The organism is Capsulimonas corticalis, assembly GCF_003574315.2.
Lineage (GTDB): Bacteria > Armatimonadota > Armatimonadia > Armatimonadales > Capsulimonadaceae > Capsulimonas > Capsulimonas corticalis.
Window position 1 is genome coordinate 6,292,157 of sequence record NZ_AP025739.1, and the last position, 22,646, is coordinate 6,314,802.

Consider the following 22,646-nt stretch of genomic DNA (forward strand, 5'->3'; position numbering starts at 1 on the left):
TACTGTCCCCATGGGGCGCTTGTCCCCGGCGGCATGGCGATAAGGCAAAATTGCAATGATCGCAATATGAACTTCATGCTTATGTAACCGGTTTCATGAATTATAGTTCATGGACGCTCGCATGTCAAGCACTATTTGCGTCAGAAAAATCGCCCGTCCCATGAGCCACGGGACGGGCGATTTCCTTAAGTATACGCGGCGGGGCGATTAAAGCTGGCTGAAGGTGAGGGCCGCTTTGCTGGCGCCGTCGCACATCACCATGCTGTTCGTTCCGGCCGCCGTGACGTTCGTGCGGCTCGCCGCCGTGTTGGCGTCGGGCGCCGTCAGGCCGCCCGAAACAGCGGAGGGACGCAGCCACTTCACATGACCGTCCAGCGCCGCGTAGTTCGCGCCGTCGGTGTGAACTCCCAGCGTTCCGGACCAGTTGGGGATATCGTAGCCGTCGATCTTACCCGTCGCGTAGACAAGCTGGTTGGAGCAGGTATTGTTGTCGATGCCCGTGCCGCCGCACCCGCCGTAGCCCTTGGCTCCGTCGCCGATGGTGCTGGCCTGCTCGCGGGGATTCGTCACATCCAGTCCAAACTGTCCATGCATTTCGAAGAGCAGGACGGTGCTTGCGGGCGATGTCTGCGCCGCGAGGGCCGTACTGCCCGCTCGGGTGAAGTAATTTCCCTGGTAACCGCCCTGCGCGTTGTCCACATAGGGCGACAGGACATTGACGTTCAGTCCGTAAGAGCCCTTGGTGAAATTGGCGCCGGGATCAGTCGAGTCATCCGGACAGCCATAGACGCCCTTGCTCTTGACATAGGGATAGATTTCGCCGGCCCAGCCGCCGCCCCAGGTGGTGTTGGTCGTGGGCATGGACTCGTCGTTATCCTGGTTGTACTGGAGCAGCCCCAGAGCCAGCTGCTTCATATTGGAGGCGCAGGAGATCTGGCGGGCCTTCTCGCGGGCCTTGGCGAAGACCGGGAAGAGGATCGCGGCGAGAATCGCGATGATAGCGATAACTACGAGCAGCTCAATGAGCGTGAAACCGTTTCGTTTATTCATGATAGTGATCCTTATGGATGAAATAACGGCCCAGGGCCGAACCGCGAATATTGCCAGGAACCGTCCGCGGAGACGGCGCCATTGTTGGATCCCGCTGTCGATCTCGAATACTCCGAGACCGAGGGCGGCTTGAGCGGCGTAACGCCGTCAAATTGTTGCTTGTCGCCAACTTCAGAAAATAGCGATTACTGCAATAAACACTAGTAATTCTGCTGCGAAGCGCGACATCGTTTAATATCCAGTGGAAGACTCTCGAATCTCCAGTTTCGCCGTCAGCGTCATTTGCTGAATGGGGATCTCCGGATCCTTGATTCGGCGGGCCAAGAATGCCCAGGCCAGGGCGCACATCTCCTCGACCGGCTGCACGACCGTCGAGAGCGGCGGATAGAAGTCCGCGCTGTCGTCAATGCCGTCGCATCCGACTAGCTTTACATCCCGCCCCGGCGTCAGGCCGACTTCGCGCAGCGCCCGGGCCGCCGCGATGGTCATGTTGTCGTTGAAACAGAACAGTCCGTCCGGCGCGCCATGGATGGCGATATGCGCTTTGAGCGCCGGCCCGACGGCGGGGCGCGCTTCATGCTCGGTCACGATAAATTCGGTTTCCAGGCCCAGCTGGGCCATCGCCGTTTCGTAGCCTCGCAGCCGGGCGTCGTCACAGCTCCGAAACCACTCGAACCAGTTCGGCACAAGATACGCGATTCGCCGGCAGCCGACACTGTGCAGATGCCGGATCGCCGCCGCCGACATCGGCGCGAAGTCCACATGCACGTGGTCCACATTTTCCAGAACGTAGGCGCCGATGCTCACGAGCGGCTTGCCGCCGAGCAGGCTGTTTGACAGACCGGGAACCGGGCCGCGCGGCAGATCGACGGCGATCACGCCGTCCACCGGCCAGGAGATCAGACGCGAGGTGTCGAGAGCGCCATCGGCGCGAAATTTGAAGTCGCTGATCGTGAGATCGTAATCGTTCTTCATGATCTCGTCGCGGGTGCAGTACACGACCTGCGATGAATGCGGAGCCCGCAGGTTGACGGACCAGAGCGCCACCGTCTTCGTCCGCCCCGTCGCGAGCGCCTTCGCCGCCAGGTTCGGCGCATATCCCATCTCCTCGGCGATGCGCAGCACACGCTCCCGCGTCTCCGCAGCGACAGGAGCATCCACCCCGTTCAGCACCCGAGACGCCGTCGCATCCGACACGCCCGCTCGTTCCGCGACACACCGCAAAGATACCCGCACTCGAACCTCCGGACTTTTCAATGTAGGCGCTTACATTTCGCAGAGCCTTACATGAAAGCGCTTACATTCACGTGATCTATTCTATCATTTGGACGAGAGTCTGTCAAGGGGTTGGAGAAAAGATTTTGAGGGAGGCCCTATTCCCCGAACTTGCTTCGGCTCATCTTGGGAATAGGGCCATTGTTCTACCGTCCCGCGCGATAGCCGGCGCGGAAATCGCCTTCGACGCTGGCGGCGTAGTCCGGCCAGGTGCGTCCTGGGTCGGCGATCATTTTCGTGAGGAAGTCGCGCTGTCCCTGCTTGTATCCGGCGTGAAAGGCGTCGTCGCCGGGACCGGGCCGGGGCGCAGGAGTCGGGATGCTGGTCGGGTCACGGCGGGCGTCGGCCGTTCCGGAGCGATAGCCGCGCTGGAACTCGACCTTCTGCCGTTCAAGGAACGGGACCAGGGCCGCGCGGTAATCCAGGGGCAGTCCCGCCTGGCGATCTTTGGTGGCCTGATTCAAACCCGCGCGATAAGCGGGAGCGTCCACGTTCGCCGGGCGGCCGTCGCCGGGATCGCGGGGCGGGCGCTGGGGCCGACCACCGCCGCCGCCATCGCCCCCACCCGCGTTGATGGTGACAGTCTGCGTGGCGCCGGAGTAATCGACCGACGCTCCGAGCGCTTCGGCGACAAAGCGCAGCGGCACCATGGTGGAGCCGTTGAGCACTTTCGCCGGAACGTCCAGCTTCACGGGATTCCCGTCCACCTGCGCCGTATAACCGCCGATCGGAAGCACAATCTGCTGTTCGTTGCGCACGGCGCGCACTTCCTGACTGGCGCTGTCGTAGCTCACATACGCGCCCAGCTTCTCCAGCACTCCGCGCAGCGGCACCAGCACGCGCCGGCCACTCTGCACAGGCCCCTGCCCGCTAAACGCCACCGGCGAGCCGTTCACGACGACCGAAACCGCGCCGCCATTCTGCGCCATCGCCGGCGCTCCCATCACCGTCAACACTCCAAAAGCCGCAGCAGGAGCGAAAAATTTCGTCCATTGTGTATTCATGTGGTTTACTCCAATTCGTCATCAGTCGGCCATCCTCATTGACAGCCGGGCCGCAATCCCTGCGATGCCTATCCTGACGCTTGGAATATACCAAAGGTTCCACGCACGGTAAACCTCCATCTTGAGATTGGCCCCTGTATGATCCTCCCCCGTAGGCGTCTGGAGTTAACGGGAAGACGTGTGGACGGAGCCGAGCACGCCAGCTTCATCGAAAGAAACTTCAACCCCACTCTCGACCCGCAACCATTGCTGCTCAGCGATGTCTGGATATTGATACTCGAACGCCAAACCGTGTTCGATCAGCCAGGCTTCAACTTGCTCGCGCATCATTCCCGGTTTCCAATCCCAGTCCAGCACTTCCAAGCGCGTCGAGAATCGGAACTCTCCTTTGCCTTCGACATCCCAATGCGCCCCAATGTAGATCTGCGGATTGGTCCGGCTCACATTCAGCTCGACACTGCCATACAAATAGACGCCCGGGCGTCGATACTTGCGCGACATTCCGCCGACGGCGTCCGGTTCACCCAGAATCTCCATAACCAGCCGGATTGATGTCGAGGGCGAAATGCCGGCAAACTTCCCACTTCGCAACAACTCTTTTAGCGAGACATACAAGCGAGGATGCGCCGCACTATCCGACAAGCTCATACGATCGAGTTCCTCCAGCATCTTCGCCAACCACTCGCGGCATTTCAATTCGCTATCGAACGATTTGCGTGTGAAGTGCTCAATGACGCCAACAGGAAAGGGGCTCCACTGCAGAACATCATTCCCTTGCTGCAAAACGAGGGAAATGTAGAGTGGCGTTGCTTTTGCAAAAGCAACGTTGATGTCCCCTGCCGACATCTTTTCTTCGTACTGTAAATCAATAAACGACGCCAAATACCCCGAGAGTTCAAAGTAATCATCCTCAAAACGCTCGTATTGATCTTCCATGCCGGTTAATCTAAAATCCCGTAAAAACGCTCAAAAGTTTGGGCTTCTTTTTATCTATCCACGATGCCGCATAGCCGCAAACGAGACCGGCGACCAAGGCAGGAGGAAGAAAGTGAAGCTGATATCGTACGCCGTTCATTCCCTTCAGCCCTGCTGTAGACGCCGCCACCGCACCGCTTATCAGCATCAGGATGACGGCGCTGGTCACCACGCTGAACGTCACGGTGGCGCGCTGTGATGTGGTGATGCGAAACAGCATACAGAGCCCATAGACAATTGTCGGCAGAAGCCCGAAGCACCCAATCAGGACCAGACCTCCCAAAACCTCTGAGGGAGAATCCGCGCCGACGTGAAAGCCTCCCATCAACGCCGCCTGAATTACCGCCGTCAACGCGAACGCCAGAACTAACATCAAATCGTACAACAGACAAAACAGAACAATCATGCTCTATGCCGCCCTTTCACCCAATCAGCTTTCCCGATAGCCGTACCAATCAGCCGCGATTTTCCTTGGGAAAAGTGAGGCCCAATAACCACATATGACGCCGGCGACAAAGAAGCTCGGCAGCATCGGCAGGGATGTTCGAAAGGCGTCTCGCCAGTGCGGTAATGCGCAATATGCGATGAACGCCGTATAGATAGCCCAGAGAAACAGACTTGAGCCAACGCTTCGACAGATCGTTCCCCGCCTCGACATCTTATGATCGCCGCATAAGACCATGATGATCCCGTAGATAAAAGATGGGATGAGGCAGAAAAGCAAACCCAGGAAAAGAGCTTCCCATGGGGTGATCTGAAACTCTTGGCTCCTTATGTCCCATGAAGCCAAGCCAAGGGTGACCGCGAGCGAAAGCGTGAGTGTCAAATCGTATAACAAGCACAATAGGAGGAACATCATCATCGGCGTCTTTTCCCGTCGATCTCGTCGACGAGGATATTTTGCGATGTTGTCTCAACTCGCTTCGCGCGCGGCGCCTTTGCGATCCTTCCAGCGATCCCAGATGCGCGGCAGCAGCAGGCCGACGCTGCTTTTGGCGGTGGTCACGCCGTAGCCGATCGCCAGTCCCATCAGTCCTCCGGTGAGAACTTGGTAGACGAAGTGCTCGTGGATCTCGACGCGCGACCAGCCGACGGCGAGCGCGACCAAAAACGCGTAGGGCGCGACGGCCGGGTATGTTTCCATTAGCAGCCAGGCGACTGCGAAGGCCGTGAGGGTATGGCCGCTCGGGAAGCCGCCGTGGCCGCCGTGCAGCACACTGCCAGGACGCGGCAATGGCAGGAGCTTTAAAATTTGACTGGTGAGCAGGCAGACGAGCACCAGATCCCAGACACGCCAGGCAATCGAGGGGTCACGTTTGAGGCGCGCCAGTAAGAACACCAACGCCGCCGCGACGGCGAGCATCATGTTGTAAACACTGAATGAGCCTTCCCCAAGCACGTGACCGAAGACGTCCAGCGCATGCGAGGGAATGATAGCCCACTGGCATGAGATCACGAGGAGCACATAAGCGATCACCGGCTGCCAGTAACGCGCTTGCCGGAGCGACGGCTTGGGCGGCTCCGGTCTTAAAGGCGCGGGCGGTTCGGTCGTAGTCATAGATTGTCGTTTCCAGTTTCGTTCAAGTTCTCAGGCATGTCGGAGGCGACGGGATAGCCGATCTCCGCGATGTCGGGGGCAAGGTCATCCCACGCAACGTCGGCGTTCAGCATTGCGGCAATGTCGGGCGTCAGTGGACGGTATTCGTAGATGTGCGAGATAGCTTCGAGAGGCAGCTCAACTTCATAATCCTCTTCCGCCCATTGCTGATATGTCTCAGGGGCGCCGTCCAAAATCGCAAAATGCTCTTGAGAGCCATCCGGGTCATCAATGTCCGGAGGAAATGCGATTTCCCCACGCCGCCAGCTCTCATCCGTCCCACTACGCCAAATACAGTACGTTGTATCATGGATCGAAAATGCCGCCTCCGACAAAAAAGATTCAAAACCTGGTGGGACCGCATTGAGAACGCCCGGCCAGGGAGTATTTCGCTCCATTGCGGAGTGAAGGGCAAAGCCTTTCATAATCGCACCCTGCGGACCAAATAGCAGAAACCACTCATCTCCAGACCCGTTACGCATGTAAGCCATCATCTCGCCGTCGGCCCAATGAGCGTTGAACGAGTAATACCGAAACTCCCATTCGGGTATGACAATCGCATCCAAAATGGCGAGGGATTGTGTCAATTTCCGCAACGTGGGGATATCGGGAAGCAGATTCAGGTTTTGGGTGGAAATGGGCGGCATCATTGTCTCATCTCAATTTGAATATGCGATCATACGAGAATTGCCTGGCCGAAAATATCGTTCGGGTAAACCCAGCCATCGATGCGGCCGTTGTTGGCGCCGATGAGAAACTTGCCATCCTCAATCGCTTTTACCATATGAAGCACGATGTGCGTATAGCGACGACCTTGGATCTGGACGAGCACGATGTCGTTAATCGTAAGCTGGGATGTGTCGCAGGGGTTAAGCGTGACGGTTTCGCCGCTGGCGATCAGACCGGTCATGGATTGGCCGGTGGGGTTTACGGTGATAGTTTGGCCGGCCGCGAGGGCGTTTTTTGCGGCGATGGTCCAGTGCTGGGTGTCGTTCAATCGTTTGTAGCGCAGGTTCTGGCTGCCAAACAAGAGAGGCAGGCAGGACGGCGGCATCCTCCTGGTTATTATGGAGAATACCGCCGTGGTTTGTCTATTCGGGGTGGTAGGCGGCGGGTTAGTTGTAGCCGTAGGCAGTGCATTGGGAGACGCCGGCGCTCCAGCTAGGGAAGCGCCAGCGGCCGCCCTGATCGGTTTCGTCGCCGTTGAGGCGGCGGTTGGGGGTCCAGACGCCGTCGATGTAGGAGCCTTCGGTGACGGAGGCGATGCCGCCGTATTTGGGGGCGCCGGGAGACGAGGGACGGAATCGGACACTGAAGCCGCTGCCGGCGCCGAGGAACTGGCCGGGGGCGAGGGCGATCACGATGCCGTATCCGGAGGTGGAGCTGCGGCCGAGGGCGGAGTCGAAGGAGATTTCCAGATCGTAGCCGCCCATCGTGCGCTTGACGACGGGATGATCGGCGTCGATGGTGAAGCCGATGACTTCGCCCTGCGTTTGATGCGCCAGAATGCAGGGCGCGATTCGGCTGAGGATGTCGTAGCTTTTGCTGAAGGGGCTGTCGGACTGGACGCGATCGACGCCGAAGGGCGATGTCCCGAGGGCGTTGTGCGCGCCGATGGCGTAGAAGATGCTGTGCGCCCCGCCGGCGTCGCTGTTCATTTCCGGGATGAAGAGAGGGTTGCCGCGCCGGGTGTAGAGATCGGCGCGCTCGGTGAAGTTGGAGGCGTAGAGGTCGGGCGACAGCATATCGAGATGCGGAGCGCCGGCCTGCCAGACATCCATCACATGGGATTCGGGACAGCCGCTCGGGTAGTCGCCGGGCTGCGATCCTTTCTCATTGAGCCAGGCGTTCGCGTACATCGGGATTGGGTATTCGGCTTTGCCGGCGGCGGCGACGCGATCGACATAGCGCGCGTAATTCCAGGCCATGAAGATCTCGTCCGTCCCCGGTCCTGCTCCGAAGACTTGCTCCCATGTTCCCGAGGTCTTCTGGCTGGCCTTGACCCAGAGGTCTCGGAACTCGGGATTGAGGTCTTGGTCGTTTTTCTTGAGATGGTCCATCAGCGGCTGCGGGACCGGGCCGGCGTAGGCTGTGTTCGCGGCGGCGGAACGGTCGCGTGAATCGCCGAGGATGCCGACTTCGTTTTCCACTTGCATCATCACGACGGTATGGTCCTTGGCGTCGAACTCACGCAAATGCGCCATCAAGGCGGCGAAGGCGTGGGAATCGGCGGCGCAGGCATTCTCGCCGAGGGTGCTGAGGACGTCGCGCGGAGTTCCGTCCCGCTGCATGGCGCGCGGGAAGCGCTGGGTGTCCCGCTTGACGTAAAGCGGATCGTAGCTCGACATGCCGTTTTTCCAGCTCGCAAGCCAGAGAAAAACGAGGTGGAGATGGTGCTGGCGCGCGCCCTGGATCAGTCCGTCCACGAGGGCGAAATCATAGACGCCCTCTTTGGGCTCGACCAGATCCCAGGAAATAGGCGTCAATACGGTGTTCGCATGGATCGCGTTCATCTGCGGCCAGATCTTTTCCATGTACGCCAGGCTCGATGAACTGGAGTTGTTCAGCTCGCCGGCGAGCATCAGAAACGGCCTCCCATCCACGAAAAGCTGTGTGACGCCGTCCTGCTTGCGCAGCTGGGGGACGCCGGCGCCCAGCGGCGCGCGGACGGCGGCCTTCGGCGCAATCCGGGCGTTCGCCGCGCCGGCCATGACTCCGGCTGTGACAGCCAGAGTGAGCCCTACGAACCGAGCGACTGTCATTGTGAATCTCTCCTTGAGTACGGTGAATTCCTTCAAGGATACTAGTATAGGGAATATTGGCATATCTGTCAACTACTAATTACATATCAATATGTTAGCATATCAACGATATCCCATGAGGCTCACAATGACATAGACCATCGGGCGGCGGCTAACACTGCGATACTTCGCGGCCCATCATCTCCCGGAGCCGGTTCCAGGCGCGGTGATATTTGGCGATGCGCTGAAGGTCTTCGTCATCCAGGGCGCAGAGGCGCATTGGGTTGAGGTTGTCTTCGAGGTCGAGGAGTTTGACGCGCGCGGCCAGGGGGTTACGGGAGGCGCGTTCGATAAAGGCTTCGTAGGGTTCGCCTTCACGCTTGGTGAGGGACTCCACGGCGGTCAGGACTTGAGCGGGGATCCCGGCGTCGGCGAGATCGGCGAGCGTGATGGGCGTGTCCTCCACGACATCATGCAGGACGGCGGCCATTTGACCGTCGGCGTCCTCGCAGCGCACGGCCATGCGGATCGGGTGCAGGATATACGCGGTTCCGTCCCGACTGACTTGATCGGCGTGCGCGCCGGCGGCGATCGCGAACGCTTTCGCGACTAATAATGCTTCTTCGTGCGTCAATCTTGAATCTCCTTTTCTTCTCACTCTCCTGGGGTGACTGCTTGTTGTGAAATCGGCGTCGCCTGGTTCCTATAACGGGAAGGTTGTGGGACGGAATCAGGAACGAGCGTGCTTTCATGATACCGGCGCGTCGGCATTTATTCTACTCTCCCCACGCGTATAGTATCGAGCGAGGGCGTCTCGCCCCAGGCATTTTTGCGCTTCAAGGAAAATGGGAAATACGGCATAATGGATGTGAGGAGTTCATTATGCTGACAGAGACGCCAACATACTCCAGTAAAACCAAAGGATTACTGGCGGGTCGCCTGTGGATCGTGCTGGGCGCCGGCGTCGCATACATACTTTTTGCGCTCTTTTGGCCGGCATCGCACGCGCGGATCGCCGCTATCGCGGACATCATTTGCTGTCTTATTCCCGCCCTGGCCGGCTGCTGGGTGTTCTGGGACTGCTGGAAATTACGAGGCAAGGCGTTCGCCAAGGAGGCTCCCCGTGAGGTGACGGCGCGATGGCGGGCGGCGCTGTTTCTGGGACTCGGGGCGTTTGCGTACGGCGCCGGGACCTTTATCTGGACGTATTATGAGCTCGGTCTGAAGCGTGAGATCCCATTTCCATCGTGGGCGGACGCCGGCTATCTGCTGTGCTACCCTTTTTTGTTTCTGGGCGTTCTCTTTCTTCCCAGCCGTCCCCTGGCGCCGGCGATGCGCTGGCGCGTGCTGATGGACAGTTTCATGACGATCACCGCGCTGGTGACGTTCAGCTGGTATTTTCTTCTGGGTCCGATCGTCCTCGCCGCGCCGGAAGCGAGCCTGGGAGTGATCCTCGGAGCGGCCTACCCTATTTCTGATTTGGTCGCGCTGTTCTGTCTTCTCGTTCTGACCGGGCACGCCGATGAGCAGCCGCTGAAGGGCGTGGTGCGCCTGCTTGTCTTTGGGATCCTGGCCGTGGTGTGCGCCGATGTTCCCTTTGGGTATCTGACCCTGCACAACCTCTACCAGACGGGTCAGCTTACCGACATGGGCTGGCTGCTGGGATGGGGCCTGATCGCCCTCAGCGGCAGCGAACTCCTGCAAGTGACGCCGCAATCACAAGCGACGGAGCCAGCGGATGTCCAGCGCACCGCCGCGATGACCAGCCCATTACTGTGGCGCGCGATGATCCCTTACGCCCTCATCCCCTGCGTCGGCGCGCTGATCGTCTACATGCTCAAACATCATCCCGACGCGAACCTTTTCCGAAACCGTATGGATGTAGAATTGGAAATCGGCGTTTATGTGGGATCGGGACTGCTGATCGCGCTGATGCTGCTGCGGCAGATCTTCGTGATTTTGGAGAACAACACCCTCAATCACGACCTGCGCAGCGCGTATCGGGAGCTGGAGGAAAAGAACCGCCGTCTGCAAAGCCTCGCGACGACCGACGGCATGACCGGTCTGTCCAACCATCGCGATTTTCAGGAGCGCCTGCGTGTCGAACTATCCGAAGCGGAGCGCCATGGCGCATCGCTTTCGGTGATGCTGCTCGATGTGGACCATTTCAAGCTCTACAACGACAGCTTCGGCCACCCCGCCGGCGACGAAGTCCTGCGCACCATGGCGACCGTGCTGCGCGACTCGATCCGCGACGGCGACCTCGCCGCCCGTTACGGCGGCGAAGAGTTTGCCCTACTGCTTCCGGGAGCCGACGCCGAGCAAGCCCGCGCGACCGCCGAACGCGTCCGCTCCGCCGTCTCGGCCCACCAATTTCCAAATCGCCAGATTACCGTCAGCATCGGCGTCACCGACATCCAAATCGCCGGAACCGATCCCGAAGCGCTCATCGCCAGCGCGGACACCGCCCTCTACGCCGCCAAACACACCGGCCGCAACCGCTGGATCCTCGCCAGCGACCCCGAATCCCTCTTCAGCGCCGCATGATTGCGCATTGCTGGCGCTCATTGCCACAAGTGCTCCGGATCTTACCGTGGATGCATCATGATTTCGGCAATCTCTCGCACTCGATCCATGGTGACGCTGAGCCATGACGCCCTCCTGCAAAAGACAAGGATTTTTGTTCGCCATTTTCGATTCCATTATCGCGCGCCAGAGAGATTTGTCGTTGAGGTGGAGAAGCAGGAAGATGAATCGGCGCGCCTCTTTGCAGAGGCGCGCCAGGGCGGAAGCCGTTTTGGGCGGCGTGTGGCTATGCGTGTGCGATCGACGGCGTGCTGGGGTTGTAGCCGTCGGTGAGTGTGTTGAGGAATGAGACGATGTCGGCGACTTCGTCATCAGTGAGATGGAGGTTGCCGAGTTCTTCCCGGTTCATGGTGGCCGGGAATTCGGGCGCGCCGAAGCTGCCGAGGTCGCGCTTGTTGTAGAACTGCACGGCCTGGGTCAGAGACGTCATATCGCCGTTGTGGAAGTAGGGCCCGGTGACGGCGATGTTGCGCAGGGTCGGCACTTTGAACCGTCCGGCGTCGTCGGTGCGATGGGTCGTCTGCTCCAGGCCGATGTCCGCGAAGGCGGCGCCGTCGGGGTTGAGCGCGGGCGGCATGGAATAGAACCGGTTATTAGGATTACGCGGCAGACCGATGTTGTCGTAGGTGAAGTCCGTAAACATCGGCGGCGTTCCATCGGCGCTTGGATCGGCGAGGTGACAGTTGTTGCAGACCGCTTTGCCTTTGAAGAGGCTGAGGCCGCGCAGTTCGCTGGCCGTCAGCGTCGCACGCCCCTTGAGATAGTAGTCGTACTTGGAGGTGAACGGGCTGACCTCAGATGAGGATTCGTATGTCGCGATGGCGTCCGCGATGGCGTCGAACGCCTGGTCCGGGTTGCTGAACACATTGTCGCCGTAGATGGCGCGGATGCGAACGGCGGACGGTCCATTGCTCACACGCGCGACGATATCCGCCTTGGTGGCGTTGTTCATCTCGGCGGCGTTGAGCATCGGGAAATGGACTTGATCCTTCAAATCCACGGCGCGCCCGTCCCAGAACTGGCCGCCGATATAATCCTGCTCATCATTGTCGAAGTGGAATTTGGGTGAATACACCAGATACTTGATGGAGGGGGTCTGCCGCTTGCCAAACCGGCCGGCCACGGCTCCTTCAGAGGTTGGCGAATCTTGCCGAGGGTCCGCAAAAGCGGCGGTTGGGACGTGGCAAGAAGAACAGGCCTGCCCGCTCGGTGACGACAAGGTGCGGTCGTTAAAGAGCAGTTTCCCCACCTGCGCCTTCTCGGCAGTCGTCGTTTCGCCGCCTCCGCCTCCCCCGCCGCCGCAGCCCGCAACCAGTAACGCCGCTCCTAAAACCACGGTGCTAAGCGCCGTAACGATCAGCGACAATCGTTTGTTAGTCTTCAACATGTCCTCCGAATAGAACTGGAAAGTAGTGGACGAGCATCAAGCGCCGTCGATTGCCAAACAAGCATAGAGCGCCGCTTCATGAAACGCGGATGCGCTCAGAAGAGTTTTTCGCTCTTATCAGTCTAGGAATATCGGACTCAGAGAGGGCTCGGGGCGAGGCTCCGGCATTGAAAACCTCGCTCTGCATGTCTGCACTCCACCATTATTCATAATACAATGAAATATCTCTCAAAAGATCTGAAAGATTAAAAATATTTAACAAAGAGATTGTACAGAGACATACAGACAGATCCGCCGGCGTCTCCAAGTATAATGGTCGGTATGACCACGCACATCCCCGCCGTTACCGTTCAATCCATCGAGGAAGCTTTTTTGCGGCTCCGCTCCGTCGTGATGCATACGCCGCTCCAGCGCAATGCGCGTCTTTCCGAGCAGTTCGGGGCGGAGATTTATTTGAAACGGGAGGACTTGCAGATCGTTCGCTCGTACAAGCTGCGCGGCGCTTACAATCTGATGAGCACGCTGACCGATGCGGAGCGCTCGCGCGGCGTCGTGTGCGCAAGCGCCGGCAACCACGCGCAGGGAGTCGCGTACACATGCCGCGCATTGGAGATCCAGGGCTGCATCTATATGCCGCAGAACACGCCCCGGCAAAAAGTGGAGCGCGTGCGAACTCTGGGTGAACGCTGGGTGCGGATCGAGCTGGTCGGCGACACGTTTGACGCAACTTATCGGCTGGCCGCCGAGTACGCGCATGGGATGCATAAGATCTTTGCTCACCCGTTTGACGACCCGCGCGTAATCGCCGGCCAGGGTACGGTAGGCGCAGAGATCGCCCAGGATCTGGGCGGCGCTCCCGACTTCCTGATCGCCCCCGTGGGCGGCGGCGGCCTTATCAGCGGCTTGGCGCTTTACGCCGAGAAGTATTTTCCGGAAACGATGCTCGTTGGCGCGGAGCCGGCGGGTGCGGCCTGCATGCTCGCCGCGCTGGAAGCCGGTCATCCCGTAACATTGCCGCAGATCGACACCTTCGTGGACGGCGCCGCCGTGAAGACCGCCGGCCACCACAACTTTGAGATCTGCCAGAGATTGATTCGGGAGATTTTGCCAATCGACGAGGGGAAAGTCTGCACGGAGATGATCGCCCTGTATCAGAGCGAAGGAGTAATCGCGGAGCCGGCCGGCGCGCTCAGCATCGCCGCGCTGCCCGTGCTGGGCGAAAGGCTACGCGGCAAAACGGTGGTCTGTATCCTGAGCGGCGGCAACAACGACATCACCCGGTACCCGGAGATCATCGAGCGCAGCCTGATCGACCGCGGCCTCAAGCATTATTTCCTGATCGAATTCTCCCAGCGCCCCGGCGCCCTGCGCCGATATCTCGATGAAGCCCTCGCCCCCGGCGACGACATCACCCTCTTCGAATACATCAAAAAGAGCAACCGCGAATACGGCCCCGCGCTCGTCGGTATCGAGCTAACGCGCAAAGAAGATTTCACGCCCCTCCTCGAACGCATGGACCACATCGGCCTGCGCTACGAGATCATCGGGCGCGACAGCGCGCTGTTTCGCTTCGTGTTATAATCTCACGAGAATCCTCCGCAAGGGAGCAGGCGTTGGTGACGAAAAAGTGGAATGTCGATCGGTGCGTCAAAGAGGCGCGCGAGTGGATCTCGCACAGTGAAGACTTTCAGTTTCGGCAGCCCGTCGCTCATTTGGCGTCCATCAAAGACTGGCGTCAAGAGATTGGACATGCTCCTTTTCGATTGGATCAAATCTCTCACTGGTACGGGCAGCATGCGGCCATCGCGTATTATGAGAACGATTGGCGGCGTATGTCGGAGTTTGCATCGCTTGCGGCCTATTGCGACGCCGTGTCGATTGCCGTAAACGTGAATGTGCGAACAGCCAGGCCGAATCTGAGCGGCGGGTCGCAGGCAAAAGCGGGATTGAAGCTAGCTCGGGCAATTGTCATCGGCCGAGATGAGGAGGCGCGGATCATCGCGCGAAAGATTTCGCAGGAGCATTCGAACAACCGCTGGTACGATGCAGGCGCAACCGCAATCGGGCCATTCTGCGTTCGGCTTTATGCGGATTATCTGGGCGAAGCCGACCCGTTTTTGGGAGTGACCGTGCGAGAACTGCCGGCATACCAGACGATCCTTGAGTATTGGCGCGATCCAAACGAACAGAAAATCCGCTCCGCTCTTTACGATGCCGGACAGCGCCATGTGGCGCAAAGCGCACTGTCACACAGCATGATGGATGTCGAATGGCCGGAGTTTCAATCCTTTCCGGCCGAAATTCTCGCAATCTTGAAACTGCGTGAAGCGTTTGGCCTCCCCGCGTTTTCGAATATGCCCTGGCCTGACGGCCTTGCCTACGCCATACTGCCCGAAACGTTTCCTCCTGTCCCCTACCCTGACTTCCTCACGGCCCTTATCCAGTCAATCCGAAAAAAAGCCCCCGCGTTCCGCGACGGCTTGCCAACGATCGATTCGGTCGGACAAGCGCAAGCGCCCGGTGACAAGAGCCAAAATCCGTTCACACGGATTTTGCGTTTGGTCGGTATAACGCGCGATCGATAGGACATGGCTTACGTTCAGCCCCCTTCTTTTCGCAGCAATGAACGTCGTCAGTTTCTTGTACCGGACGATAAAGAATTCCCGGCTTTTAAGGAACTAACGCGATTCCAGGGTCGTTAAAGAGTCGCGCGTCGAACAAAAACGCACGACCAAAACGGCCACAATTTTTCAGGAGATACCTTTGTCCATGGATACTTTGTTCCAACCAATCACCATCAAGGGATTGACGCTGCCCAACCGGATCGTCATGGCGCCGATGACACGGACGTTCTCGCCCGGCGGCATTCCAACGAAGGATGTCGCGGAATATTATGCGCGCCGCGCCGCCGCACAGGTCGGCTTGATCATCTCAGAGGGCACGGGCATCGCGCGGCCTACGTCTCTGAACCACCGAGACATTCCCCGCTTTCATGGAGAGCGGGAGCTCACTGGATGGAAGCAGGTGATCGACGGCGTACACGCCGCCGGAGGATTGATGGCGCCGCAGCTCTGGCACGTCGGCGCGGTCCGGGCTCAGGGGAGCGACTGGCCGGCCGACAGCGATTATGAAGGCCCATCGGGGCTGAATGCTCCAGGCGCTCCGCTTGGGAAGGCCATGACCGACGAGGACATTGCGGATACGATCGCCGCTTACGCCAGCGCCGCCGCCGACGCCAAGCGTCTCGGATTTGACGCCGCCGAACTCCACGGCGCGCATGGCTACCTGATCGATCAGTTCTTCTGGGCCGGGACCAACCAGCGCTCGGACCGATTCAACGGGCCGACGATCGCGGAGCGCGGGCGCTTCGCGGCCGAGGTCATCCGGGCGGTGCGAGCGGCCGTTGGCCCCGACTTCCCCTTGATCATTCGACTTTCGCAATGGAAACAGCAGGACTTCAACGCCCGCCTCGCAAATACGCCGGCGGAGATGGAAGCGTGGCTTCAGCCGCTGGTGGACGCCGGGGCGGACATTCTGCACTGCTCGCAGCGCCGTTTCTGGGATCCGGAGTTCGAGGGTTCCGACCTGAACTTCGCCGGATGGGCGAAGAAGCTGACCGGCGTACCCACCATCGCCGTGGGCTCGGTTGGACTCAATGGCGACTTTGTCGCGGCCTTTGGCGGCGAATCGTCGCAGCCGGCGTCGCTCGACGAATTGACGCGCCGTCTGGATCGTGGCGACTTTGACCTGATCGCGGTCGGCCGCGCGATCCTGCAAGATCCGCATTGGGCCGTGAAAGTGCGAGAGAGGCGAACGGAAGAACTCATGAACTTCGAGACGTCGGCCCTGGCGTCGCTTTCGTAGAATCGATATTGACGCGCTGGAGGACAAGATTTCGTTGTTCTCCAGCGTGTCTGCGACAAAGTCACGCTCTAATAAATGACACATATTGATTTATGTCATTTGATAAAGTATAATAGACGCATACGCAGTGACGTCAGGAGAACATATGGCATGAAGATGACACAGAATACGATCTTGATCACCGGCGGCGGCTCCGGCATCGGACGCGGCCTTGCCGAAGCCTTTCACGCGCTGGGGAACCAGGTGGTTATTGCGGGGCGCAGCCAGCAAACGCTGGATGCGGCGACCGACGCGAACCCCGGCATGAAGTCGCTGACATTGGATATCGCGGACGCGGGCAGCATCCGCGCATTCGCCGCGCGGGTGACTGAGGATTTTCCGGAGCTCAATGTCCTGATCAATATGGCCGGCGTCATGAAGAACGAGAACCTGCTTGATCCGTCGGAAACTCTATCGGATTCCGAAGCCACAATCGCGACAAATCTCCTGGGACCGATCCGCCTCACGACGGCGCTGACGCCGGCGCTTTTGAAGCAGCCGCACGCGGCGATCATGAATGTGTCATCGGGCCTGGCGTTTGTCCCGCTGGCGCTGACGCCGACTTACTGCGCGACGAAGGCGGCGATCCACTCCTACACGGAGTCGCTGCGCTATCAGCTCAAGGAGACGTCGGTTCAGGTTTTGGAGCTAATCCCGCCCTACGTGCAGACCGAACTCCAGGGCGCGCGGCAGGCGAACGATCCGATGGCGATGCCGCTGGCGGAATATATCGCCGAGACCATACAAATCTTGACGACGTCGCCGGACGCCACTGAAATTTGTGTGGAGCGAGTCAGGACGCTGCGCGGCGCTGCGAGCAGCGGCGGATACGACGCGTTTTTCAAGACGTTCAATGACGCCATGGTCGCCGCCCGCTCATCGCATTAGCGCCCTGTGATGGGCGGGCATTTCGTTTGCCCATCAGATCTCTCTGCTGTCGTATGCGGCCCGGTTCGCGAGAATCGCTCGTCGGTTGTTCTCCGACCAGCGGGCAAGCGCCGTCAGCGGTTCGATGAGCGTGACTCCCAGTGCAGTCAGCTCATATTCGACGCGGGCGGGAACCGAAGGATACACGGTTCGGGTGATCAGTCCATCGCGCTCAAGCTGCCGTAATGTCTGTGTCAGCATTCGCTGGGAAATCCCTTCGATCGAGCGGCGAAGATCGCTGAAGCGCATTCGACCGTCTTTGAGGCCGACAATTGCCAGCACGCTCCATTTGTCGCCCACGCGATCGAGGATATCCCGAAGCGGACATCCCGACGTATCGTCGCTGCGTGTTTCAGGAGCATCGGCCTGGGACAACGAAAATATTTTTTCTCTGCTAGTCTCCGTAATCACTCTATGATCTCCCATGGGTTACTTTTGCGTAACCTCGTAATGAAAAAGTGCCGTCTTGACGAGGCCCGGCATGATGAGAGTACCATAGTTACTAGAAGTTACCAACTTCTCAGCAATAACGCTCTCAGGAAATGTGAGGAAATATTATGATTGTCGTTACGGGCGCCACCGGCAAATTGGGCCGTCTTGTGATTGAAGGGCTGCTGGCGAAGATTCCCGCCGGAGAAATCGTCGCCGCCGTGCGGAACCCGGAGAAGGCTCGGGATTTGGCCGCGCTTGGAGTTAACGTGCGTCAGGCGGACTATTCGCAGCCGGAGACACTTAGCGCGGCGTTTGCGGGAGCGGACAAAGCCCTGCTAATCTCCTCCAATCAACTGGGCGTGCGGATCGCCCAGCACCAGGCAGTCATCGACGCCGCCCGGGCTGCAGGCGCGACGCTGCTGGCCTACACAAGCATTCTGCGCGCCGATACGTCCACGCTGATGCTTGCGGCGGAGCACAAGGCGACGGAGACGAATATCCGTCACTCAGGACTGAACTTCGCGTTCCTGCGCAACGGCTGGTATTTGGAGAACCACACGGAACAGCTTGGGGCCGCCATTCAGCACGGCGCGATCCTCGGCGCCGCCGGCGACGGACGTTTCGCTTCGGCGTCGCGCGCGGACTTCGCCGCAGCGGCGGTCGCGGTCCTGACAGGGTCGGGCCATGAGAACAAGGTGTACGAACTTGCGGGCGATATCCCATACACCTTGACCACGCTGGCGGAGGAAGTTTCGGCGCAAGCGGGGACCACCGTTTCTTACAATCATCTTCCCGAGGAAGCGTACCGAAGCGCGCTGCTCGGTTTTGGCTTGCCCGCCGAGTTCGCCGAAATCCTTGTGGATTCGGACCTTGGCGCGTCCAAAGGAGAGCTGGACAGTACGTCGAGCGACCTTCGCGACCTGATCGGACGACCGACTGTCACGCTGGCGGATGCAGTCTCTACAGCCCTCAAATCCTAATCGATAGCGCCATATCCCCTCCTCATCCATTGGTAGACGCCATGATAGTCGCAATCGATGAGGAGATGTTTGGTGGAAATCGCCGTCTGTCGGCGAGGAGATACAATCAACGGGACGCCAGCCGAGCCCGATAATCCTCGGCTGTCGCCATGACATCGCCAGCGGGATGCGCCTGGAGCAATTGCCGCCACTCGCTGACATCTTGATCGTCAATCATCACCTGCGGCTTGGGCAAAAACGCCGTAAAACAGTCCGCCACTCCAAACTCCTCCGCGCTTCCCCGCGCATACGCGGCTCCGCCCGAACTCCAGCAATACATCTCCACCCCACCCTGCGCGTGCAGCATCCGGATATGGCTCAGAACAGCGGGGATGGGAATACGCTTCGCGCCGTAAGTGCGAACGAAGGTATCGTCGACATCTATATAAATGACCAGAGGCGGGGTTGGATAATCCATTGCGGCATTATACCAACCCCAGCGGCGTCACCACATCTCTATCACCTGATGAGCATCTCTACTCCAGTTGAGAATACTCCCAGCTTAGCCAGGAAAAACCGGCGGCATTCATTGCAGATTTTACTTCTTCTCCACCATAAGCCGCTTCGAGAGCAATTTCAGCCATTGGAAAAGTCATTGTGCAGCCCTCAATATCACGTCGCTTCACATTGAGCAATTCAACCCAAGCGGCATTGGCGTTATCTCCTGTGTTAATGTGATGCGAATCGAGAACACTAGCCGCTGTTTCCGGCGCGGCGGACAAGGTGGTTACTGTTGGGTGGACGGAGAGTGCGGTTGGCGGGCCGTAACTGTCCAAAATGCGCTGGATGTCGTCGCTTTTGTCGCCGATATCCGTCGCGAAGTCTTCCGGCGTCGTTCCATAATTTTGCTGGCTGTCCAGCGAACTCGCGTGGATGACCGCATTTCCATCCACATCGTGATAGACAATCGGATTGGAGATGAGAGGCCCGCCATTGCGATCGAGCAGATCGGGATGGCCGGCAAGATCCTTGGCGACATTGGACGCAACTTCGGGTGGAACGCCGCTTGGAATGGAGATCTGAACTCCCGTGGTCTTGATTTCGTTCGGGCCGAACGTCTCTCCGGGAACCGCCAAGCGGGAAGCGCCGACGTCTCCCGGTTTCGCTATCCCCGCGACCGCGTGAGTCACCGGCTCCACGGCTGACGGTTCTCCGTGAACCACCACGGTATGGGTGGGATGTGCGGTGAGATCGCCTTCGGCGTTCACGGAGATTCCCTACCCCGGCGCAATCTCCTGGACACTTGCCCCATCGGCGTGATGATCGAGGATGGCGGTCAGTTCAGGACCGAAAATTCCATTCGCCAGCGATTCGTTGGCGTCGTTTGGCAACATTCCCGCCTGGACCAACGCATCTCATATTGTTCGAACAGCGCCTCCGTGCGCTCATCCAAGCGTTGCTCCTTCGCGGCAGCCGCAACAAGCGCCTCGGCCTTTGCCTTGCGTCGGGCGCGTTGGTGGAAACTTCCTTGAGCATCCATGTAGCGAGCGCCGTGGGAATGCCGGTGGCGATGGTGGTCGCCATGATTTGGAATGTGGTGGACATAGGGTTGAAAAAGGACAAAAAAAATAAGAGCAACCGATTTCTCAGTTGCTCCAGCAAGAACGATCAATAATTGGAGTGAGCGACGACTACACGCTTTTCGGGAGAAAGTTCTGATCGACAAATCGAGTGGTAAATTCCTCCGGATCAATCGCTTGATTCAGAGACTTTGCATGTGCGGCGTTCTTATCCCATATCTCCTTGATTTTCGCAGGAAGCGTCGGCGGAAATCGCATGACTTGAGCCACAATCGCATCCCACGAACCACGAACGCCATAAGTCTTAACCAGCGCCGGCGTCATTTGACGTAAACCATCTTTATGCCTCTCTTCCAAATGTCCAATCGCCTTCAGCACATAACAATCGACGAATCGCAAAAAAGGATTGCCTACATACCGATCCATGATCACACCTCATTGAAAAACATTGTTATTCTTTGGGAACTAAAATCAAATTAATATAAATCCACGGGGAGCTTTATTACTTCCGCTAGCAACGTGTTCGATGATGCCAGGAGCAATTAGATTCAGCAATTCCGCAAATTCTGGATTCTCCTGAAAATATCTGTGCAGAGCTTCATTCGCTCGTTGGAAATGACGCCCTGGATTGCTCCCCAGTTCACTCGATCTAAAGCCATTTCAAACCACGTGCTATATCCTTTTGGATTTCGTGGAGGGATGTCTCCGCGACGCACTGATTCAGGATCAGGGTCAGGCCCCGCTAATCGAGCTCTTGCGGATTGAGATAGCTTTGGCGGATTCTGAGGACGCGAGGCGGCCTCGCGTTCGCCGGGTTGGTGCAGCCACATTTGCCCCTGTTCCGCTGTGCGGTAGATATGTTGCGACGTATCCCAGATGCGTTTGATATGTGGGTTGACCCAGGCTCTGGCCTCCGCCGTCATTTGTGTGCACCACCCATAGATCCGTTCCCACAGTCTCTCAACGCGACTGCGTGGATGATTGGCGCCAGGAGCGAGAGCGCCAGCGGCTGGTGGCGGAGTGGAGCCGCCATCGTCATCATTTGCCTCCTGCCCAAAATCCGAAAGAGCTTCCGCACCTGCGGAAGCTCTTCTGTTGGAAATTAATGGAGTAGCACGCTATGCCGAAGGCGCCATAAGACACGATAAGTCTATTAACTTTCGCTAATGTCCTTTTTCTCACCAGGATGGATTCGGTTAGTAGCAAATGGGCTGCCAAGCTCCTCACGGATTTTCCTTATAATTTCACGTGTCTCTGCCATACGTTCTGGAGTCACAGGCGGACTCGCATAATCCGCTGCCCGGTTGCCATATTTGTCCCTAGGATGTTCCTGCTCCTCGATAGGCAAAATATCCTGCGAACTGCTACCGTCTGGAAACCAAATCGGATTCGTGCGCGCTTCCTCCATTATCTCCTCCATCACATCGGGTTCACACTTTTCATCCTGTTCCTCATCAAGAAGGTCTTCTTTATCAAATATTCTCTCAAAGAGTTCGTCAATGGAGTTTTTCTTGCTTAAATCGTCGGACAACCTTGTTACTCCTTGTTTAGATGAGTGCCAGCTTTCTCAGCTTCTGCTTTCGCCCATGCCTCGGCGTCATAAGGGTTCTCTATCCAGTCTTCTATTCGTTTGAGAATCTCTGGCGTCATTTCTGCTAAATAATCACTGCTTTTTGGTTGCAAGTACATCATGTTCCGCGTCGTCCCTGTGTATTTTTTCCCTGTATTTAGTGCAGCTTCCAGCAAGGCGTCGTGGAAGAGCAGCTGCCCAGGAAATGGCGTGACCATTTCTCCATGACCATATCCTAAGTAGTTGAACAAAAGAAAGAACTTATTGTTGTTTTTTTTGATTAGGATTCACCCAATTATCTGAAAACGGCCCTCCAACTTCGGTACGGATCTTTCTAATTATTTCATCTGTTTGTGCACTTATTTCTGGAGATATAGGAATATCATTTAAGTATTCCATTGCCCTTTTACCGTACTTATCTCTTGGAGATTCTTGCTCTTCGACAGGCAAAATATCTTGATTGCTCGACCCATCCTGAAACCAAATCGGATTATTACGCGCTTCCTTCATAAGTATTTCTAATATATCGGACCCGCACTTATCTTCTTCCGCTCCCTCATCCTCAAGATCTTCCTTATCAAATATCCTCTCAAAAAGCTCATCAACGGGGCTTTTCTCATTTAAATCGTCAGACATTTCATCACTCCTTAGTTTCAACAA

Annotated in this window: 25 protein-coding genes; 7 read left to right on the top strand and 18 right to left on the bottom strand. The window is 58.0% G+C overall.

What is annotated here, in order from left to right:
- Window positions 1–207: 207 nt before the first annotated feature.
- The 10 genes from D5261_RS27050 to D5261_RS27095 form a co-directional block, all read right to left on the bottom strand.
- Window positions 208–1,050 (bottom strand): DUF1559 family PulG-like putative transporter, encoded by an 843-nt coding sequence (locus D5261_RS27050; RefSeq protein WP_119319042.1) that lies wholly within the window; start codon window positions 1,048–1,050, stop codon window positions 208–210.
- Window positions 1,051–1,281: 231 nt separating this feature from the next.
- Window positions 1,282–2,286: a LacI family DNA-binding transcriptional regulator gene (locus D5261_RS27055; protein ID WP_301002279.1), complete on the bottom strand. Its 1,005-nt coding sequence runs from the start codon at window positions 2,284–2,286 to the stop codon at window positions 1,282–1,284.
- A 185-nt stretch (window positions 2,287–2,471) separates the two neighbouring features.
- Entirely contained in the window at window positions 2,472–3,329 is an 858-nt protein-coding gene (locus D5261_RS27060) for a copper amine oxidase N-terminal domain-containing protein (RefSeq protein ID WP_119319040.1), read from the bottom strand.
- A 165-nt stretch (window positions 3,330–3,494) separates the two neighbouring features.
- Complete coding sequence (locus D5261_RS27065) at window positions 3,495–4,265, bottom strand: hypothetical protein (protein WP_119319039.1); 771 nt, start codon at window positions 4,263–4,265, stop codon at window positions 3,495–3,497.
- 10 nt (window positions 4,266–4,275) lie between these two features.
- Window positions 4,276–4,710 (bottom strand): hypothetical protein, encoded by a 435-nt coding sequence (locus D5261_RS27070; protein WP_119319038.1) that lies wholly within the window; start codon window positions 4,708–4,710, stop codon window positions 4,276–4,278.
- A 507-nt stretch (window positions 4,711–5,217) separates the two neighbouring features.
- Window positions 5,218–5,862 (bottom strand): phosphatase PAP2 family protein, encoded by a 645-nt coding sequence (locus D5261_RS27075; protein WP_119319036.1) that lies wholly within the window; start codon window positions 5,860–5,862, stop codon window positions 5,218–5,220.
- Window positions 5,859–6,551 (bottom strand): hypothetical protein, encoded by a 693-nt coding sequence (locus D5261_RS27080; RefSeq protein WP_218025449.1) that lies wholly within the window; start codon window positions 6,549–6,551, stop codon window positions 5,859–5,861. The genes D5261_RS27075 and D5261_RS27080 overlap by 4 nt, the downstream gene beginning before the upstream one ends.
- 26 nt (window positions 6,552–6,577) lie before the next feature.
- Entirely contained in the window at window positions 6,578–6,955 is a 378-nt protein-coding gene (locus tag D5261_RS27085; protein WP_218025448.1) for a S24 family peptidase, read from the bottom strand.
- 61 nt (window positions 6,956–7,016) lie between these two features.
- Window positions 7,017–8,663, bottom strand: coding sequence for a GH35 family beta-galactosidase (locus D5261_RS27090; protein ID WP_165863862.1), 1,647 nt, complete (start codon window positions 8,661–8,663; stop codon window positions 7,017–7,019).
- 151 nt (window positions 8,664–8,814) lie between these two features.
- On the bottom strand, window positions 8,815–9,276 hold the full coding sequence (locus tag D5261_RS27095; protein ID WP_165863861.1) for an HD domain-containing protein: 462 nt from the start codon (window positions 9,274–9,276) through the stop codon (window positions 8,815–8,817).
- 248 nt (window positions 9,277–9,524) lie between these two features.
- Here D5261_RS27095 and D5261_RS27100 point away from each other — a divergent pair, with 248 nt between their 5' ends.
- Entirely contained in the window at window positions 9,525–11,189 is a 1,665-nt protein-coding gene (locus tag D5261_RS27100; RefSeq protein WP_165863860.1) for a GGDEF domain-containing protein, read from the top strand.
- Between the two features lie 265 nt (window positions 11,190–11,454).
- Here the strand turns inward: D5261_RS27100 and D5261_RS27105 are convergent, their stop codons facing one another.
- On the bottom strand, window positions 11,455–12,615 hold the full coding sequence (locus tag D5261_RS27105) for a cytochrome-c peroxidase (RefSeq protein WP_119319032.1): 1,161 nt from the start codon (window positions 12,613–12,615) through the stop codon (window positions 11,455–11,457).
- Between the two features lie 321 nt (window positions 12,616–12,936).
- Here D5261_RS27105 and ilvA point away from each other — a divergent pair, with 321 nt between their 5' ends.
- From ilvA to D5261_RS27125, 4 genes are all read left to right on the top strand, one after another.
- Window positions 12,937–14,196, top strand: coding sequence for a threonine ammonia-lyase IlvA (gene ilvA, locus D5261_RS27110; protein ID WP_119319679.1), 1,260 nt, complete (start codon window positions 12,937–12,939; stop codon window positions 14,194–14,196).
- A gap of 35 nt (window positions 14,197–14,231) precedes the next feature.
- Entirely contained in the window at window positions 14,232–15,200 is a 969-nt protein-coding gene (locus D5261_RS27115; protein ID WP_125205754.1) for a hypothetical protein, read from the top strand.
- Window positions 15,201–15,378: 178 nt separating this feature from the next.
- Window positions 15,379–16,479, top strand: coding sequence for an NADH:flavin oxidoreductase (locus D5261_RS27120; RefSeq protein WP_119319030.1), 1,101 nt, complete (start codon window positions 15,379–15,381; stop codon window positions 16,477–16,479).
- Between the two features lie 150 nt (window positions 16,480–16,629).
- Window positions 16,630–17,406, top strand: coding sequence for an SDR family oxidoreductase (locus D5261_RS27125; RefSeq protein WP_119319029.1), 777 nt, complete (start codon window positions 16,630–16,632; stop codon window positions 17,404–17,406).
- A gap of 33 nt (window positions 17,407–17,439) precedes the next feature.
- Here D5261_RS27125 and D5261_RS27130 read toward each other — a convergent pair whose 3' ends face one another.
- Window positions 17,440–17,820: a winged helix-turn-helix transcriptional regulator gene (locus tag D5261_RS27130; protein ID WP_245992439.1), complete on the bottom strand. Its 381-nt coding sequence runs from the start codon at window positions 17,818–17,820 to the stop codon at window positions 17,440–17,442.
- A gap of 182 nt (window positions 17,821–18,002) precedes the next feature.
- On the opposite strand from D5261_RS27130, the gene D5261_RS27135 reads away from it, so the two are divergent.
- A complete protein-coding gene (locus D5261_RS27135) occupies window positions 18,003–18,857 on the top strand; it encodes an SDR family oxidoreductase (RefSeq protein ID WP_119319027.1) in 855 nt (284 codons plus the stop codon).
- A 106-nt stretch (window positions 18,858–18,963) separates the two neighbouring features.
- Here D5261_RS27135 and D5261_RS27140 read toward each other — a convergent pair whose 3' ends face one another.
- Together D5261_RS27140 and D5261_RS27145 are read right to left on the bottom strand one after the other, a co-directional pair.
- Window positions 18,964–19,314: a hypothetical protein gene (locus D5261_RS27140; RefSeq protein ID WP_119319026.1), complete on the bottom strand. Its 351-nt coding sequence runs from the start codon at window positions 19,312–19,314 to the stop codon at window positions 18,964–18,966.
- Window positions 19,315–19,372: 58 nt separating this feature from the next.
- Window positions 19,373–20,104: a hypothetical protein gene (locus tag D5261_RS27145; RefSeq protein WP_119319025.1), complete on the bottom strand. Its 732-nt coding sequence runs from the start codon at window positions 20,102–20,104 to the stop codon at window positions 19,373–19,375.
- Window positions 20,105–20,256: 152 nt separating this feature from the next.
- Here D5261_RS27145 and D5261_RS27150 point away from each other — a divergent pair, with 152 nt between their 5' ends.
- Entirely contained in the window at window positions 20,257–20,511 is a 255-nt protein-coding gene (locus tag D5261_RS27150) for a hypothetical protein (protein ID WP_119319024.1), read from the top strand.
- A gap of 16 nt (window positions 20,512–20,527) precedes the next feature.
- On the opposite strand, the gene D5261_RS27155 is transcribed toward D5261_RS27150, so the two are convergent.
- The 4 genes from D5261_RS27155 to D5261_RS27170 all read right to left on the bottom strand — a co-directional run bounded on the left by D5261_RS27155 (window position 20,528) and on the right by D5261_RS27170 (window position 22,622).
- On the bottom strand, window positions 20,528–20,842 hold the full coding sequence (locus D5261_RS27155; protein ID WP_125205753.1) for a hypothetical protein: 315 nt from the start codon (window positions 20,840–20,842) through the stop codon (window positions 20,528–20,530).
- 727 nt (window positions 20,843–21,569) lie between these two features.
- Complete coding sequence (locus tag D5261_RS27160) at window positions 21,570–21,947, bottom strand: hypothetical protein (RefSeq protein ID WP_119319022.1); 378 nt, start codon at window positions 21,945–21,947, stop codon at window positions 21,570–21,572.
- A gap of 5 nt (window positions 21,948–21,952) precedes the next feature.
- Window positions 21,953–22,204: a hypothetical protein gene (locus D5261_RS27165; RefSeq protein ID WP_119319021.1), complete on the bottom strand. Its 252-nt coding sequence runs from the start codon at window positions 22,202–22,204 to the stop codon at window positions 21,953–21,955.
- Window positions 22,205–22,247: 43 nt separating this feature from the next.
- A complete protein-coding gene (locus D5261_RS27170) occupies window positions 22,248–22,622 on the bottom strand; it encodes a hypothetical protein (RefSeq protein ID WP_119319020.1) in 375 nt (124 codons plus the stop codon).
- Between the last annotated feature and the right edge of the window lie 24 nt (window positions 22,623–22,646).

What these genes read in the sequence shown, in the direction of transcription:
- D5261_RS27075 (WP_119319036.1), bottom strand. Translation starts at nt 5,862, where the DNA reads ATGACTACGACCGAACCGCCCGCGCCTTTAAGACCGGAGCCGCCCAAG.
- D5261_RS27125 (WP_119319029.1), top strand. Translation starts at nt 16,630, where the DNA reads ATGAAGATGACACAGAATACGATCTTGATCACCGGCGGCGGCTCCGGC.
- D5261_RS27090 (WP_165863862.1), bottom strand. Translation starts at nt 8,663, where the DNA reads ATGACAGTCGCTCGGTTCGTAGGGCTCACTCTGGCTGTCACAGCCGGA.
- D5261_RS27135 (WP_119319027.1), top strand. Translation starts at nt 18,003, where the DNA reads ATGATTGTCGTTACGGGCGCCACCGGCAAATTGGGCCGTCTTGTGATT.
- D5261_RS27085 (WP_218025448.1), bottom strand. Translation starts at nt 6,955, where the DNA reads ATGCCGCCGTCCTGCCTGCCTCTCTTGTTTGGCAGCCAGAACCTGCGC.
- D5261_RS27065 (WP_119319039.1), bottom strand. Translation starts at nt 4,265, where the DNA reads ATGGAAGATCAATACGAGCGTTTTGAGGATGATTACTTTGAACTCTCG.
- D5261_RS27050 (WP_119319042.1), bottom strand. Translation starts at nt 1,050, where the DNA reads ATGAATAAACGAAACGGTTTCACGCTCATTGAGCTGCTCGTAGTTATC.
- D5261_RS27155 (WP_125205753.1), bottom strand. Translation starts at nt 20,842, where the DNA reads ATGGATCGGTATGTAGGCAATCCTTTTTTGCGATTCGTCGATTGTTAT.
- D5261_RS27080 (WP_218025449.1), bottom strand. Translation starts at nt 6,551, where the DNA reads ATGATGCCGCCCATTTCCACCCAAAACCTGAATCTGCTTCCCGATATC.
- D5261_RS27165 (WP_119319021.1), bottom strand. Translation starts at nt 22,204, where the DNA reads ATGGTCACGCCATTTCCTGGGCAGCTGCTCTTCCACGACGCCTTGCTG.
- D5261_RS27060 (WP_119319040.1), bottom strand. Translation starts at nt 3,329, where the DNA reads ATGAATACACAATGGACGAAATTTTTCGCTCCTGCTGCGGCTTTTGGA.
- D5261_RS27140 (WP_119319026.1), bottom strand. Translation starts at nt 19,314, where the DNA reads ATGGATTATCCAACCCCGCCTCTGGTCATTTATATAGATGTCGACGAT.
- ilvA (WP_119319679.1), top strand. Translation starts at nt 12,937, where the DNA reads ATGACCACGCACATCCCCGCCGTTACCGTTCAATCCATCGAGGAAGCT.
- D5261_RS27070 (WP_119319038.1), bottom strand. Translation starts at nt 4,710, where the DNA reads ATGATTGTTCTGTTTTGTCTGTTGTACGATTTGATGTTAGTTCTGGCG.
- D5261_RS27100 (WP_165863860.1), top strand. Translation starts at nt 9,525, where the DNA reads ATGCTGACAGAGACGCCAACATACTCCAGTAAAACCAAAGGATTACTG.
- D5261_RS27105 (WP_119319032.1), bottom strand. Translation starts at nt 12,615, where the DNA reads ATGTTGAAGACTAACAAACGATTGTCGCTGATCGTTACGGCGCTTAGC.
- D5261_RS27170 (WP_119319020.1), bottom strand. Translation starts at nt 22,622, where the DNA reads ATGTCTGACGATTTAAATGAGAAAAGCCCCGTTGATGAGCTTTTTGAG.